The organism is Perlucidibaca piscinae DSM 21586 (genome assembly GCF_000420045.1).
GTDB lineage: Bacteria > Pseudomonadota > Gammaproteobacteria > Pseudomonadales > Moraxellaceae > Perlucidibaca > Perlucidibaca piscinae.
On sequence record NZ_ATUE01000005.1, the window covers coordinates 367,923 to 382,177 of the forward strand.

At 66.3% G+C, this 14,255-nt stretch carries 17 protein-coding genes and 1 tRNA gene; 11 read left to right on the forward strand and 7 right to left on the reverse strand.

The window, feature by feature from the left end:
- Positions 1-2: 2 nt before the first annotated feature.
- Positions 3-1,034, reverse strand: coding sequence for an A/G-specific adenine glycosylase (gene mutY, locus F595_RS0101800; protein ID WP_022955158.1), 1,032 nt, complete (start codon positions 1,032-1,034; stop codon positions 3-5).
- On the reverse strand, positions 1,015-3,525 hold the full coding sequence (locus F595_RS0101805; RefSeq protein WP_022955159.1) for an AsmA family protein: 2,511 nt from the start codon (positions 3,523-3,525) through the stop codon (positions 1,015-1,017). The genes mutY and F595_RS0101805 overlap by 20 nt, the downstream gene beginning before the upstream one ends.
- 131 nt (positions 3,526-3,656) lie before the next feature.
- Here F595_RS0101805 and F595_RS0101810 point away from each other — a divergent pair, with 131 nt between their 5' ends.
- Genes F595_RS0101810 through F595_RS0101820 form a run of 3 tightly spaced genes read left to right on the forward strand, consistent with a single transcriptional unit; the run spans position 3,657 to position 5,963 of the window.
- Positions 3,657-3,902 carry a FeoA family protein gene (locus tag F595_RS0101810; protein WP_022955160.1) on the forward strand — a complete coding sequence of 82 codons (246 nt, stop codon included), beginning with the start codon at positions 3,657-3,659 and terminating at the stop codon, positions 3,900-3,902.
- On the forward strand, positions 3,899-5,731 hold the full coding sequence (gene feoB, locus F595_RS0101815) for a ferrous iron transporter B (protein WP_022955161.1): 1,833 nt from the start codon (positions 3,899-3,901) through the stop codon (positions 5,729-5,731). The genes F595_RS0101810 and feoB overlap by 4 nt, the downstream gene beginning before the upstream one ends.
- Positions 5,732-5,741: 10 nt before the next feature.
- On the forward strand, positions 5,742-5,963 hold the full coding sequence (locus F595_RS0101820) for a hypothetical protein (RefSeq protein ID WP_022955162.1): 222 nt from the start codon (positions 5,742-5,744) through the stop codon (positions 5,961-5,963).
- A 23-nt stretch (positions 5,964-5,986) separates the two neighbouring features.
- Here F595_RS0101820 and F595_RS0101825 read toward each other — a convergent pair.
- Together F595_RS0101825 and F595_RS0101830 are read right to left on the reverse strand one after the other, a co-directional pair.
- Positions 5,987-6,060: transfer RNA gene (locus tag F595_RS0101825), tRNA-Gly, on the reverse strand.
- A 40-nt stretch (positions 6,061-6,100) separates the two neighbouring features.
- Positions 6,101-6,430, reverse strand: a complete 330-nt coding sequence (locus tag F595_RS0101830; protein WP_022955163.1) for a hypothetical protein — start codon at positions 6,428-6,430, stop codon at positions 6,101-6,103.
- A gap of 127 nt (positions 6,431-6,557) precedes the next feature.
- Between F595_RS0101830 and hisB the strand changes: the two genes are divergently transcribed.
- From hisB to F595_RS0101865, 7 genes are read left to right on the forward strand one after another with little or no spacing between them, the layout of a single operon-like run.
- Positions 6,558-7,151 carry an imidazoleglycerol-phosphate dehydratase HisB gene (hisB, locus tag F595_RS0101835; protein WP_022955164.1) on the forward strand — a complete coding sequence of 198 codons (594 nt, stop codon included), beginning with the start codon at positions 6,558-6,560 and terminating at the stop codon, positions 7,149-7,151.
- A complete protein-coding gene (hisH, locus tag F595_RS0101840) occupies positions 7,148-7,780 on the forward strand; it encodes an imidazole glycerol phosphate synthase subunit HisH (RefSeq protein WP_022955165.1) in 633 nt (210 codons plus the stop codon). Before hisB ends, hisH begins: the two co-directional genes overlap by 4 nt.
- A gap of 57 nt (positions 7,781-7,837) precedes the next feature.
- The gene (hisA, locus tag F595_RS0101845) at positions 7,838-8,566 is read left to right on the forward strand and encodes a 1-(5-phosphoribosyl)-5-[(5-phosphoribosylamino)methylideneamino]imidazole-4-carboxamide isomerase (protein ID WP_022955166.1); all 729 of its coding nucleotides are present in this window, start codon (positions 7,838-7,840) and stop codon (positions 8,564-8,566) included.
- A 38-nt stretch (positions 8,567-8,604) separates the two neighbouring features.
- Complete coding sequence (locus F595_RS0101850) at positions 8,605-9,003, forward strand: YkgJ family cysteine cluster protein (RefSeq protein WP_022955167.1); 399 nt, start codon at positions 8,605-8,607, stop codon at positions 9,001-9,003.
- 30 nt (positions 9,004-9,033) lie between these two features.
- Positions 9,034-9,693, forward strand: coding sequence for a DNA oxidative demethylase AlkB (gene alkB / locus F595_RS0101855; protein ID WP_022955168.1), 660 nt, complete (start codon positions 9,034-9,036; stop codon positions 9,691-9,693).
- 49 nt (positions 9,694-9,742) lie between these two features.
- Positions 9,743-10,084: a zinc ribbon domain-containing protein YjdM gene (locus tag F595_RS0101860; RefSeq protein WP_022955169.1), complete on the forward strand. Its 342-nt coding sequence runs from the start codon at positions 9,743-9,745 to the stop codon at positions 10,082-10,084.
- A gap of 8 nt (positions 10,085-10,092) precedes the next feature.
- Positions 10,093-10,425: a YkgJ family cysteine cluster protein gene (locus tag F595_RS0101865; protein WP_022955170.1), complete on the forward strand. Its 333-nt coding sequence runs from the start codon at positions 10,093-10,095 to the stop codon at positions 10,423-10,425.
- Here F595_RS0101865 and F595_RS0101870 read toward each other — a convergent pair.
- From F595_RS0101870 to F595_RS14750, 3 genes are read right to left on the reverse strand one after another with little or no spacing between them, the layout of a single operon-like run.
- Positions 10,422-12,047, reverse strand: a complete 1,626-nt coding sequence (locus tag F595_RS0101870) for an NAD(P)/FAD-dependent oxidoreductase (RefSeq protein WP_022955171.1) — start codon at positions 12,045-12,047, stop codon at positions 10,422-10,424. The genes F595_RS0101865 and F595_RS0101870 overlap by 4 nt on opposite strands.
- A gap of 60 nt (positions 12,048-12,107) precedes the next feature.
- A complete protein-coding gene (locus tag F595_RS14955; protein ID WP_407635938.1) occupies positions 12,108-12,215 on the reverse strand; it encodes a VF530 family DNA-binding protein in 108 nt (35 codons plus the stop codon).
- Positions 12,173-13,369: a BaiN/RdsA family NAD(P)/FAD-dependent oxidoreductase gene (locus F595_RS14750; RefSeq protein WP_022955172.1), complete on the reverse strand. Its 1,197-nt coding sequence runs from the start codon at positions 13,367-13,369 to the stop codon at positions 12,173-12,175. The genes F595_RS14955 and F595_RS14750 overlap by 43 nt, the downstream gene beginning before the upstream one ends.
- 91 nt (positions 13,370-13,460) lie before the next feature.
- Between F595_RS14750 and hisF the strand changes: the two genes are divergently transcribed.
- Positions 13,461-14,234, forward strand: a complete 774-nt coding sequence (hisF, locus tag F595_RS0101880; protein WP_022955173.1) for an imidazole glycerol phosphate synthase subunit HisF — start codon at positions 13,461-13,463, stop codon at positions 14,232-14,234.
- Positions 14,235-14,255 lie beyond the last annotated feature (21 nt).

Consider the following 14,255-nt stretch of genomic DNA (forward strand, 5'->3'; position numbering starts at 1 on the left):
AACTACTCCAGATGATCGGGCAGACGATGCAGCAACTGCTGCACCGGCGCCGGAAACCCCAGCGCCGGCAGGGAACGCAGTGTAACCCAGCGGCCGCTGGCCTCGTTAACCGCCGACAATGCCGGCAGATGGCTCACGCGCACCAGTCGGGGATGCACCTGCAAGCGGAAATGCGAGAACACATGCAGGAAGTCGGGCAGGTCGACACCCTCCGGTGCCGGCGCGTCGAGGGACAGCTCGGGAAAGCTCCACAGACCGCCCCAGAGACCGCTGGGAGGCCGCTCCTGCAGCCAGACCCGGCCGGCACCATCATGCAGCAGCAGCCAGCGAGCGCTGCGCGTTGGCGCGGCCTGACGGCGTACCTTCTGCGGGTAGGCCACCGGATTGCCCTGCGCCAGCGCCTGGCAATTCGCCGCCAGCGGACAGCGTTCGCAGGCGGGCCGGCTGCGCGTGCACAGGGTGGCACCCAGGTCCATCATGGCCTGGTTGTAGTGGTTGGCGCGTGCTGCCGGCGTGAAGTCCTCGGCAACCTGCCAGAACCGGCGCAGCACCTCGCTGCGCGCCGGATCACCCGCCAGTGCCTGATGCCTGGCCAGCACGCGCTTGACGTTGCCGTCCAGAATGACGGCGCGACGGCCGAAACCCAGGGAGACGATCGCACCGGCCGTGGAGCGGCCGATGCCCGGCAAGGCTTCCAGCATCTCGACCGTGTCAGGCAGGTCGCCGCCATGATCCCTCACCGCCTGCTGCGCGGCCGCATGCAGGTTGCGGGCACGGGCGTAGTAGCCCAGTCCGGTCCAGTGGTGCAGGACATCCTCCAGCGGAGCCTCGGCGAGATCGGCCAGGGTCGGGAAGCTGTCCATGAAACGCAGGAAGTAGGGAATCACCGTGCTGACCTGGGTCTGCTGGAGCATGATCTCCGAGACCCAGACCCGGTAGGGGGTGACGTTCTGCTGCCAGGGCAGGTCCTTGCGTCCCCACTGGTCGAACCAGGCGAGGACGCGGACCGGAAACTCAACGCTTGAACAAGTCAAAGATCTGCTTCACTGCTTCCTGTTGCTGGGGATCAAGCTTCTCGCCAAGCTTTTCCTGGAGACGGTCCTTGCCGCGATCCAGCTCTTCATTGAGTCGACCCTGTGCCATCTGCGCCGCAAGCCCCTGCATGCCCTGGCGATCCAGCGCGCACAAGGTGACCAGGCTGGCCTTGAGGTTGCCATTGCAGCGCACGGGAATGTCATAGTTGGCCATCCTGGCGTATTTCTCGCCCCAGAAGCGCTGATCCAGGCGCAGCTGGAAGCGGTAGTCGACATCCTGGGTGAACAGGTTGTAGGTGCCGCTGCCGCCTACCTTGACGTCCTTGAGGTCAGCCTTCATGGCGTTGTTGCTGACCACGCCCTGATTCAGGCTGGTCTCGCCGAGAAAACTGACGATCTCGGTGTCACGCACCTTGCCCTTGAGGGTGTTGACGTCACGCCCGGTCAGCGCCGGCAGCAGCACCTGGTACTGACCCAGGGCATTGAACAGGGCATCGGTGACGTTGACGCCCTTGATCAGGCCATCGTTGAGCCGCAACGTGTTCGGACCTTGCGCCGTGCGCAGCCACGAGTCGACATCGTTGCCGGTCATGGTCACGCTGCCGTTGAAGTTCATGCGGCCGGTGAAGGTGTCCTTGTTCAGGGCCGCGGTCGCGATGGGGCCGAGATCGATCTGGCGGATGTCCGGCCGGATGGTGATCACCGGCTTCGCGCCACGCACATCGACCGTGGCCGGCACGCTGAAGCTGCCGCTGTAGATACTGCCACGCAGCTCGCTGACCTGGACCACGCCGCCACGGGCACTGGCTGCCAGGCGGAAGCCGTCGATGGGGTAGGTCAGGATGGTCAGGCGTCCGGCAGACAGCGCGACATCAAGATTCTGGTCGCGCAGCAGCGCCACCGGAATCAGCTCCTCGACGGCCTTTCGAGCCGGCTTGTCCTTGCTTGCGGACGGTGCTGCGGCTGTTTTGGCGGACGGCGGAGGCAGGTAGCGATCGGCATTGAAGTTGTCGACCTGGAGACGCGCATGCAGACGTGCGGCGGGCAACTCGCGCACGCCGGCCTCGCCCGTGAAGGTGCTGTCGTCCAGGGTCAGGCGCAGATTGCGGGCCAGCCACTCGTGCTCGCTGCCGCTGATGTCGGCAGAGAAGCCGGCACGCGACAGCACGCGGGCATCCGCCGTCACCGGAGCCGTGATGCCAAGTGTTTTCATCACGTCACGCGGATTGAACGGTGACGCCTGCAGTCGCCCCTGCGCCTGCATGCCCTGCAGGGGCGATGCCGCACCCGTGGCAACGCCGGGCAGCTGGGCGCCCAGCGTGCCGCTGACGCTGACACCTGCCGCCTTCAGCAGCAGATCGGACAGTGCGACCGAGCCCTTCAGCCAGTTGGCCTGGATGCCTGCCTTCAGTGACACGGGCATGGGCTTGGGCAGGGACGCATCCGCGACCATCGCGTTGAGCACCAGGCCGCTCAGGCGCAGCTCGCCGCTGTCCAGCGCTGCCGACACGGCAGAGGACAGATCAGCCGTCACCGGAGCCGGGCGGCCCTTGTCCTGGTAACTGGCTTTCACGGCCAGCTTGGGCAGCGTGATGCGCTGCGCCGCCAGATCCGCCTGCACATCCGTGCTCAGCTGCAGCGTCGCCGGCGCCGTCAGCGCAGGATCACGGTAGGCAACATCCATCACCAGACCCTTGGCCGCATGCTGCTGCGTGTTCAGGTCGGCGGTCAGCGACTGCCCTTTCAGCGCCAGGGTCAGCGGCGCCGGCAGCAGCGTGCCCGCCAGCTCGCTGTCCAGCGTCAGCTCGCTGAGCGCCAGCAGGCTGGTCTCGGCATTGAAGTTGACCTGGCTGCTCAGGCGGCTGTCAGCGCTCACGGTCTTGCCGGCAGCATCCTTCTGGCTGAAGCGGAACTGCAGGGCCACCGGGAAGGTATCCTTGGGGTCGATGTCCTGCGCCTGCACGGCAATCTGCTCGACGCGACGCGTGACACCCGCCTTCTCGTCCACCAGCGTCAGCTGCGTGTTCTTCACGTCGAGATCGGCAATCTCCAGCGCCACCTGCTGCGATTCTTCCTCGTCGGGGCTCTTCAGCTTCTCAAGCAGCCTGTCCCAGCTGGTGCTGCCGTCAGCATGCTGGACAAAGCGCACAGCGGCGCCATCCAGCGCGATGGCATCAATGCGCACCTGCTGACTGAGCAGCGGCAGGAGCTGCACGGACACGCTGGCCTGGTTGACGGCGAGCAGCTGCTCCCCGGCCACCGGGTCGGTAAGCGAGGTCTTGCCCAGGGCGATGCCGATGTCGGGATACAGAGTCCAGGCCAGATCACCGGTCAATGCCAGCTCCATGTCGGTCTTGTCCTTCACGACACGCGCCAGCTCGGCCTTGTAGTCGTTGGGATCGAGCACGAAGACCACATAGGCGAGCACGGCACCCAGCAGCAGAAACACCCCGGCAATACCACCCAGCACCCACCGCAGACCCTTGGCCATGACACACCTCCCGCTCACGATGCGCAGACTTTACTCCGCACCCCCCGGTCAGAGCCAGCATGCTGAATTGACAGAATGACGCCCAGGCTCGAAACTAAGAATCGTTCTCAACAAGCCTGCCGAGCCCCGCCGTGGTCCGCCTTTCCGAGCTTCCCAGCTTCACCCCCGCCGTCGTCGAGACGGTCGAACACCTCTCTGCCGATGACGCGATTGCGCGCCGTCTCGCGGATCTGGGGTTCGTGCCGGGTGAAACCGTGCGCATCACCGCGAGCGGCCCGGTCGGCGCCGATCCGCTGCTGGTCCAGGTCGGCTTCACGCGCTTTGCCCTGCGTCGCAGCGAAGCCGCACGTGTCCGGGTGCAGGCTGTCACGCCATGATCCAGCCTCTGCGACGCCTGGCTCTGGTCGGCAACCCCAACTGCGGCAAGACCTCCCTGTTCAACCAGCTCACCGGCAGCCGCCAGAAGGTGGCGAACTACGCCGGCGTCACCGTCGAACGCAAGGAAGGCCGCCTGCTGCTGCCGTCCGGCGAGGCGATCTCAGTGCTGGATCTGCCTGGCGCCTACAGCCTCGATGCCAACAGTCCGGACGAGGCCATCACCCGCGCCGTCTGCCTGGGCGAGCTGCCTGGCGAGGCGCGGCCGGAGCTGCTGGTCTGCGTCGCCGATGCCACCAACCTGCGCCTGCACCTGCGCTTCGTGCTGGAGGCACGCCAGCTCGGTCGCCCCATGGTGCTGGCATTGAACATGATGGATGCCGCGCGTCGTCGCGGCATCCGCATCGACACCGCACGCCTGTCGCAGGCACTGGGCATGCCCGTGGTGGAAACCGTGGCGGTGCGGCGTGACGGCATCGATGCCCTGCTGAAACTGCTGGACACGCCCTGGCCCGTGGATGCCCCGGCAGCACCCGCTCAGGACCTGCATGCTGCCGTGCGTGATCTGCTGCGCGACAGCGTGGTCATGCCCAGCGCCACCGACGCCCGTGATGACGCCATCGACCGCGTGCTGCTCAATCCGGCCTTCGGCCTGGTCATTCTCGCCGTGCTCATGTTCTTCATCTTCCAGGCCGTGTTCTCCTGGGCCGAGCCGTTCATGGCTGGCATCGAGACCGGTGTCGCCGCCCTTGGCGAACTGGTGACCGGGCCCATGCCCGACGGCATCCTGCGCAGCCTGATCAGTGACGGCATCTTTGCCGGTGTCGGCGGCGTGCTGGTGTTCCTGCCGCAGATTCTCATCCTGTTCTTCTTCATCCTGGTGCTGGAGGAGTCGGGCTACCTGCCGCGTGCCGCCTTCCTGCTCGACCGGCTGATGTTCAAGGCCGGTCTCACCGGTCGCGCCTTCATCCCGCTGCTGTCGAGCTTTGCCTGCGCCATCCCCGGCATCATGGCCACGCGCAGCATCGCGGATCCGCGTGATCGCCTGGTCACCATCCTGGTCGCGCCCCTGATGACCTGCTCGGCACGCCTGCCGGTCTATACCCTGCTGATCGGCGCCTTCATTCCGGCACAGACCGTCTGGGGCCTGTTCAACCTGCAGGGACTGGTGCTGTTCGGTCTCTATGTCGGCGGCATCGTCAGCGCCCTCGGGATCGCCACCGTGATGAAATGGCTGCGCCGTGACCGCAGCGAACACGCGCTGCTCATGGAGCTGCCCAGCTACCGCCTGCCGGACTGGAAAAGCGTTGCCATCGGCCTCAAGGAGCGCGCGCTGATCTTCCTGTCGCGCGTCGGCGGCATCATCCTCGCCGTGACCATCCTGCTCTGGTTTCTCGCCACCTTCCCGAATCCGCCAGCGGATGCCACGCTGCCCGCCATCGACTACAGCTTCGCCGGCCAGCTTGGTCACGCCATGGCGCCACTGTTCGCCCCCATCGGCTTCGGCTGGGAGATATGCATCGCTCTGGTTCCGGGCATGGCGGCGCGCGAGGTGGCGGTGTCATCGCTGGGCACGGTGTACGCGTTGTCAGGACAGGAAGACCTGGTGGCGGCCCAGCTCGGCGGCCTGATCGCCCGGCAGTGGACACTGGCCACCGGCCTGTCTCTGCTGGTCTGGTTCATTTTCGCACCGCAATGCCTGTCGACACTGGCCACCGTGCGTCGCGAAACCGGTTCCTGGAGCGTGGTGGCAGGAATGACCTTCGGCCTGTTCGGCCTGGCCTACCTGGCATCATTCATCACCTTCCAGGTCACCACGGCCCTGATGTGAGGACACGCCCATGAGCACAGTCTGGTGGCAGTATCTGGTGGTGGCGATCCTGGTGGGCTGGAGTCTGTTCCGGCTGGGGCGCCAGCTGCTGCCGCATCGTGCCGGCGCGAGTGGACGTTCAGGCGGCTGTGACAGCGGTTGCGGCAGCTGCAAAGGCTGCGGCACGGCACCGGCCATCGCGGTCGATGCCACTGCACCCGTGGCCTGGCGGGATCATCACCGGTCGCCCTGATCACGGCATCCGGCGGCACAGGGTGGAGCGGGCGAAGGGAATCGAACCCTCCTCATGAGCTTGGGAAGCTCAGGTAATGCCACTATACGACGCCCGCGTCGAGTGCGGATTGTAACGTCCCGAGCCAGGCTGGCAAGTCACTCCGCGAGCGAATCCAGCTGGCTGTAATCCTCGGCTGACAGCACGCGACGGCCAGCCGCATTCTCGTGGTCACGGATGCCGTGCGCGAGCTGCGCCAGCACCTCACGCCCGCGTGTTGCCGGATGAATGCCGAAATCGACCAGCTGACGCCCCTCGTCCGGCCCTGTGGCCCAGGCGGCAGCGATCGGCTTGGTGTTGAACCAGCCCACGTAAAGCAGGGCATCGGCAGATGGCGCCGACACCGGCACCGGCGGCAGCAGCCGGGTCAGACGCTCCTGCAGCTCCGCATCCAGCGGCAGGTCATGGGCACGGGTGACAAGAGGCATGGCAACGACTCGTGACGAAAACCGCTGCAGTCTAGCGGAGCCGGTGGCAACGAGGCGAGCCGGTCCGTGCGAATTCACGCGGCTGCCGGTATAATTCCGGCTTTCCAACAGCTCCGGGAACTGCGCGATGACCGCACGTCAGGCGGAAGTGGTTCGCAACACCAAGGAAACGAAGATTCGCGCAGCCGTGAATCTCGATGGCACCGGCCAGGGCGACCTGCGCACCGGCATGCCTTTTCTCGACCACATGCTGGATCAGGTCGTCCGCCACGGCCTCATCGACATCACCCTGGTCTGCGATGGCGATCACCACATCGATGATCACCACAGCGCCGAAGACTGCGGCATCACGCTCGGCCAGGCCTTCGCCCAGGCCGTCGGCGACAAGACCGGCATCCGTCGCTACGGCCACGCCTACGTGCCGCTCGACGAGGCCCTGTCGCGCGTGGTGATCGACCTGTCCGGCCGTCCCGGCCTCGAGATGCACTGCGAGTTCACCCGCAGCCACATCGGCCAGTTCGACGTCGACCTGTTCTACGAGTTCTTCCAGGGCTTCGTGAACCACGCCAATGTCACCCTGCACCTGGACAACCTGCGCGGTCGCAATTCGCACCACCAGGCGGAGACCCTGTTCAAGGCCTTCGGGCGCGCGCTGCGCATGGCGGTGGAACTCGATCCGCGCATGAGCGGCCAGATGCCTTCCACCAAGGGCTCGCTGTGACTTCAGTCGCTGTCCTCGACTACGGCATGGGCAACCTGCACTCCGTCGCGAAAGCGCTGGAGCAGGTGGGTGCATCCCGCGTGACCGTGACCGATGACCCGGCCGTGATCCGCGCCGCCGACCGCATCGTGCTGCCTGGCCAGGGCGCCATGCGCGACTGCATTGCCGAAATGCAGCGTCACGGCATCGACGCCGTGGTGCGCGAGCTGGTGCAGCAGAAGCCGCTGCTCGGCATCTGCGTCGGCATGCAGGCGCTGCTCGGCCACTCCGACGAGAACGGCGGCGTCGACGGCCTCGGCATCTACCCCGGCGACGTGAAGTTCTTCGGCGATGTGCCGGCGGTGCGCGAGCAGCACCTCAAGGTGCCGCACATGGGCTGGAACACCGTCACCCACTCGCAGCAGCACCCGCTCTGGGACGGCATCGCCGATGGCGCGCGCTTCTACTTCGTGCACAGCTACTACTGCGTGCCGGGGCAGGCCGGGCTGAGTGCCGGCGAGTGCGAGTACGGGTTGCCGTTCTCCTGCGCCATCGCTGACGGCAGCCTGTTCGCCGTGCAGTTCCATCCGGAAAAGAGCGCGAAGGACGGCCTGCGTCTGCTGCACAACTTCCTGCGCTGGAACCCGTAAGCGGTTTCCGCGATTGATTTGATGCGCCGGCTGCGGCCGCGCACTGGAGCGATTCCCATGCTGATCATCCCCGCCATCGACCTCAAGGACGGTGCCTGCGTCCGCCTCAAGCAGGGCCGCATGGAGGACGACACCGTGTTCTCCAACGACCCCATCGGCGTCGCCGCGCAGTGGGTCGAACAGGGTGCACGTCGTCTTCACCTGGTTGATCTCAACGGCGCCTTCGCCGGCGAGCCGGTCAACGGCGAGATCGTGCGCGCCATCGCCACGCGCTGGCCGCAGCTGCCGGTGCAGATCGGTGGCGGCATCCGCTCGCTGGAAACCATCGAGGCCTATGTCCGCGCTGGCGTGTCCTACGTGATCCTCGGCACCAAGGCCGTGAAGGAACCGAGCTTCGTGCGCGACGCCTGCAAGGCCTTCCCGGGCCGCGTCATCGTCGGCATTGATGCCAAGGATGGCTGGGTTGCCACCGACGGCTGGGCCGAGGTGTCCTCGGTGCAGGCCGTGGATCTGGCGAAGCAGTTCAAGGCCGACGGCATCAGCGCCATCGTCTACACCGACATCGCCCGCGACGGCATGATGCAGGGTGTCAACGTCGAAGCCACCGCCAAGCTGGCGCGTGACTCCGGCCTGCCCATCATCGCCTCCGGCGGCGTCACCAACCTCGACGACGTGCGCCGCCTGCTCAGCGTGCAGAGCGATGGCGTCATCGGCACCATCACCGGCCGCGCCATCTACGAAGGCACGCTGGATCTCGCCGAAGCCCAGGCCCTGGCCGACGCCTGAGTCCGGCGCCGGCTGACACGCGCCAGCAGCATCCCGTCATGACGCGCATACCGACCCGGGCCGCCGATCTCGACCGGCTGGAGACCTGGGTGCGCTATCGCAACGGACTCTGCGGCGACTGCCGCGCCACCTGCTGCACCATGCCGGTCGAGGTGCGCCTCGATGATCTGGTGCGCCTCGGTGTCGTTGACGAGTTCGAGCGCGGCGAACCCATCCGGCTGATCGCGCGACGTCTTGAAAAAGCGCGCATCGTTGACCACTTCAATCACAAGCAGGAAGTCTTCACACTGGCTCGGCGGGCAAGTGGCGACTGCCTCTATCTGCATGCGCAGACGCGTCGCTGCACGGTCTACGAGCGCCGGCCGACGACCTGCCGCCAGCATCCGCAGATAGCACCCAGGCCCGGTCATTGCGCCTGGCAACCGCTGCCCGCGTGACGCCAGACCACCCCTCTCGGAGCGACCGGGATGACGGCAGACCTGTTTTCAGACATGGCAGCGCAGGACGCCACCCCGCAGCCGCAGAGCCTGTGCCCTGGCGCCGTGCTGCTGCGCGGGCTGGCTCTGCCGGACCAGCATGACGTGCTGGCCGACCTGGACCGAGTCATGACGGATGCTCCGTTGCGCCACATGATCACCTCTCGCGGCTTTCGCATGTCGGTGGCAATGACGAACTGCGGACAGCTGGGCTGGGTCTCGGATCGCCGTGGCTACCGCTACGACAGCAGCGACCCCCTCAGCGGCCGTCCCTGGCCGGCCATGCCGGAAAGCTTGCTGCGGCTGGCGCGTCGTGCGGCCACCGCGGCCGGTCATGCCGACTTCCTGCCTGATGCCTGCCTGATCAACCGCTACCAACCGGGCGCACGCATGGGGCTGCATCAGGATCGTGACGAACGCGACCTCGGCCAGCCCATCGTGTCGGTATCGCTGGGCCTGCCGGCCGTGTTCCAGTTCGGCGGCATGCTGCGCAGCGACAAGCCCTTGCGCGTGCCCCTGCAGCATGGCGATGTCGTGGTCTGGGGCGGTCCGGCGCGCCTGAACTTTCATGGCGTGCTGGCACTGAAGGATGGCGTGCATGAGCTGCTGGGTGCGCAGCGCATCAACCTGACGTTTCGGCGAGCCGGCTGAGCACGACGTTGTAGAATGTCGTCCCCGTCAACCACGTCAGATACCCCACATGAGCCAGCTGCCTGCGTGCCCGAAATGCCAGTCCGAATACACCTACGAGGATGGCGACAACTACATCTGCCCGGAGTGCGCGCACGAGTGGCCCAAGGTCGCAGCGGCAGAAAGCGCGGATGAGGCACGCGTGATCAAGGATGCCAACGGCAACGTGCTGACTGACGACGACACGGTGACCGTGATCAAGGACCTCAAGGTCAAAGGCTCATCGCTGGTCGTCAAGGTCGGCACCAAGGTCAAGAACATCCGCCTGGTGGACGGCGATCACGATATCGACTGCCGGATCGACGGCATCGGCGCCATGAAGCTGAAGTCGGAATTCGTCAAGAAGGCCTGAGTCCGCACATGAGCACGCACTGCCAGTCCTGTGGCGCCTGCTGCGCCTCGTATCGCGTGTCCTTCTACTGGGCCGAGAGCGATGCGCATCCGGACGGCAGCGTGCCGGCAGAGCTGACCACGCCGATCAGTCCGTACCGGATCGCCATGCGCGGCACCGAGAGCACACCGGTACGCTGCGTGGCGCTGACCGGCCGCGTGGGTGAATCGGTGGGCTGCAGCATCTACGCGCAGCGCTCATCGACCTGCCGCGACTTCACCGCCGGCGACGATCGCTGCGCCGAGGCGCGGCAGAAGCATGGTTTGCCACCCCTTCCAGCGGATGTCGCCAGCGCCGGTTAACGCCCGCCGGCCGCCAGGATGCTGCGTGCCACGGCCTCGGCAACCTTGATCCCGTCCACCCCCGCCGACAGGATGCCGCCGGCATAGCCCGCGCCCTCGCCGGCAGGGTACAGACCTCTGGTATTGATGCTCTGGAAGTCCTCGCCGCGCTTGATGCGAATCGGCGACGACGTGCGCGTTTCCACGCCGGTGAGCACGGCATCCTGCATGGCATAGCCACGGATCTGCCTGTCAAAGGCGGGCAGAGCTTCGCGGATGGCGTCGATGGCGTAATCCGGCAGACTGGCATCCAGCTCGCCCAAGGTGACGCCGGGTTTGTACGAGGGCAGCACGCTGCCGAACTCGGTCGATGGCCGCTTGGCGATGAAGTCGCCCACCAGCTGGCCCGGCGCGTTGTAGTTGCTGCCGCCGAGGACGTAGGCCTGCGACTCCAGCCGGCGCTGGAAGTCGATGCCGGCCAGCGGCCCGCCCGGATAATCCGCCGGCGAGATGCCGACCACGATGGCGCTGTTGGCGTTGCGCTCGTTGCGCGAGTACTGGCTCATGCCGTTGGTGACCACGCGCTCGGGCTCCGAGGTCGCCGCCACCACGGTGCCGCCCGGACACATGCAGAAGCTATAGACCGAGCGCCCGTTCCTGGCGTGATGCACCAGCTTGTAGTCCGCCGCGCCAAGAATCGGATGCCCCGCCTGAGGCCCGAAGCGGCAGGTGTCGATCAGCGACTGCGGGTGTTCGGCGCGGAAGCCGATGGAGAAGGGCTTGGCCTCCACGTAGACGCCACGGTCGTGGATCATCTGGAAGGTATCGCGTGCGCTGTGGCCGACCGCGAGCACGACGTGATCACTGCGCAGCTGCTCGCCATCGGCCAGGGTGACACCGCGCACCTGACCATCCTCGATGTGCAGGTCCTCGACGCGGGCGCTGAAGCGGATCTCGCCGCCGAGGTCAATGATGTTCTGGCGCATCTGCTCGATCATGGTGACGAGCTTGAAGGTGCCGATGTGCGGCTTGCTGACGTAGAGGATCTCGGCCGGGGCGCCGGCTTTCACGAACTCGGTCAGCACCTTGCGACCGTGATGCTGCGGGTCCTTGATCTGACTGTAGAGCTTGCCGTCGGAGAAGGTGCCGGCACCGCCCTCGCCGAACTGCACGTTGGACTCCGGCTTCAGCTCGCGACGGCGCCACAGGCCCCAGGTGTCCTGCGTGCGCTCGCGTACGGCCTTGCCGCGCTCCAGCACGATGGGGCGAAAACCCATCTGTGCCAGTACCAGCGCCACGAACAGGCCGCAGGGACCGAAGCCGATCACCAGCGGACGCAGATAGTCACTGCCCGGCTCGCCTGGCGCTGGCGCCCGTGCCACGAAGCGGTAGGAGGTGTCCGGCGACGGGCCGACCTGGGCATCCCCGGCCAGACGTCGCAGCACCGCGGCCTCATCACGCAGTTCGATGTCGAGGCTGTAGATCAGGACAATGTGGCCACGCTTGCGGGCGTCGTAGCTGCGCTTGAACACGCTGTGGCTGATCAGCTCGTCGGCGCGGATGCCAAGGCGGGCGATGATGGCTGCCGGCAGGGCATCGTCATCATGATCCAGAGGCAGCTTGAGGTCGTTCAGTCGCAGCATGGCAGTGTTCCAGGATGATCGGCAGGCAGGGCTGTGCAGCCCGTGCAGTGAAGACGCATTTTAGAGGCTGCGCCGGTAAAGCTCTTCCACTTTCTGACGCGCCCACGGCGTGCGGCGCAGAAAGATCAGACAAACTGGCCGGCGGCATGGCCGGACGACCACGCCCACTGGAAGTTGAAGCCCCCCAGCCAGCCGGTTACATCCATGACCTCGCCAATGAAATGGAGTCCCGGCTGCAGCCTGCTCTCCATGGTACGCGACGACAGCTCGCGGGTATCGACCCCGCCCAGCGTGACCTCGGCAGTGCGATAGCCCTCGGTGCCGGACGGTTTCAGCGTCCATGCCTGCAGCTCGCCAGCGAGTGCCAGCAACTCGGCATCGGGAATATCCGTCATGGCTGTCTCGGCCCGGGCAGGCCAGAGCAGCGCCTGCAGCTCAAGCACCAGCGCCTTGGCCAGTCGCTCGCCCAGCACAGTGCGCAGCAACGCTTTCGGATGTGCGCGCTTCTGTGCCTTGAGCCAGTCCGCCAGGTTCTCGCCAGGAAGCAGGTCGACCGAGAAGGTCTCGCCCAGCTGCCAGTAATTCGACAGCTGCAGCACCGCCGGCCCGCTCAGGCCGCGATGCGTGAACAGCAGGGCCTCGCTGAAGGTCGCTGCCGGCACGCTCACTGTCGATGGCAGCGCCAGCCCGGACAGGCGCTCGGTCACGCCCTTCATGGCATCGCTGAAGGTGAAGGGCACCAGACCGGCACGCGTCGGCAGCACGCTGTGCCCGAACTGGCGCGCGATGTCGTAGCCGAAGCCGCTGGCGCCCAGCGTGGGAATCGACAGACCGCCGGTGGCCACCACCAGCGAATGCGCGGTCAGGTCACCCTTCGCGGTCTGCACGCGAAAGCGCGCCTCGCCGTTGTCGATGGCCGTGATGCCGGTGATCTCGACATGAGTGCGGATGCCGACCCCGACCTGTTCGCATTCCGCCACCAGCATGGCCAGGATGTCCTTGGCGGAGTCATTGCAGAAGAGCTGGCCATGCAGACGCTCGTGCCAGGGAATGCGGTGCTTGTCGACCAGGGCGATGAAGTCCCACTGCGTGTAGCGATCCAGCGCAGAGATGCAGAAGTGCGGATTGGCGGACAGGAAGTTGCCCGGCTCCACATAGAGGTTGGTGAAGTTGCAGCGGCCGCCGCCCGACATCAGGATCTTCTTGCCGATCTTGTTGCTGCTGTCGAGCACGAGCACGCGCCGGCCGCGCTGACCGGCGGTCATGGCGCACATCAGGCCGGAAGCGCCGCCTCCAATGACAAGGACATCAACATGCGTCACGGGCAGCTGCTCGCAGGAAAGAGGGCGCGATTATAGTCGCGCCGGCGGCGCATGCTAAAATTGTCGTCTGCATCACTACGGTAGCCACCTCATGAGTCTCGCCAAGCGCATCATTCCCTGCCTCGATGTCGATCAGGGCCGCGTCGTCAAGGGCGTCAAGTTCCTCGACATCCGCGATGCCGGCGATCCGGTCGAGGTGGCGCGCCGCTATGACGAACAGGGCGCCGACGAGATCACCTTTCTCGACATCACCGCCAGCGTCGAGGGCCGCGACACCATGGTGCGCACGGTGGAGCGCATGGCCTCGCAGGTCTTCGTGCCGCTCACCGTCGGTGGCGGCATCCGCGAGGTCGCCGACATTCGACGCATGCTCAATGCCGGCGCCGACAAGGTCAGCATCAATTCGGCGGCCGTGAAACGGCCGGAATTCGTCGCCGAGGCCTCGCAGCGTTTCGGCGCGCAGTGCATCGTGGCAGCCATCGACGCCAAGCGCGTGTCGGCAGCTGGCGAACCGGGTCGCTGGGAGATCTTCACCCATGGCGGCCGCAACCGCACCGGCATCGATGCCGTGGCCTGGGCCGTGCGCATGGCGGACTACGGGGCAGGCGAGATCCTGCTCACCAGCATGGATGCCGACGGCACCAAGGCCGGCTACGATCTGGCGCTGGTACGCGCCATCAGCGATGCCGTCAGCGTGCCCGTGATCGCCTCCGGCGGTGTCGGCAACCTGCAGCACCTGGCCGACGGCATTCTCGACGGCGGTGCCGATGCCGTGCTCGCCGCCAGCATCTTCCACTTCGGCGAGTACACCATCCCGCAGGCCAAGCAGTACCTGGCCGAGCGCGGCATCACCATGCGACTCTGACCGGCGCGCCAGCACGCGGCA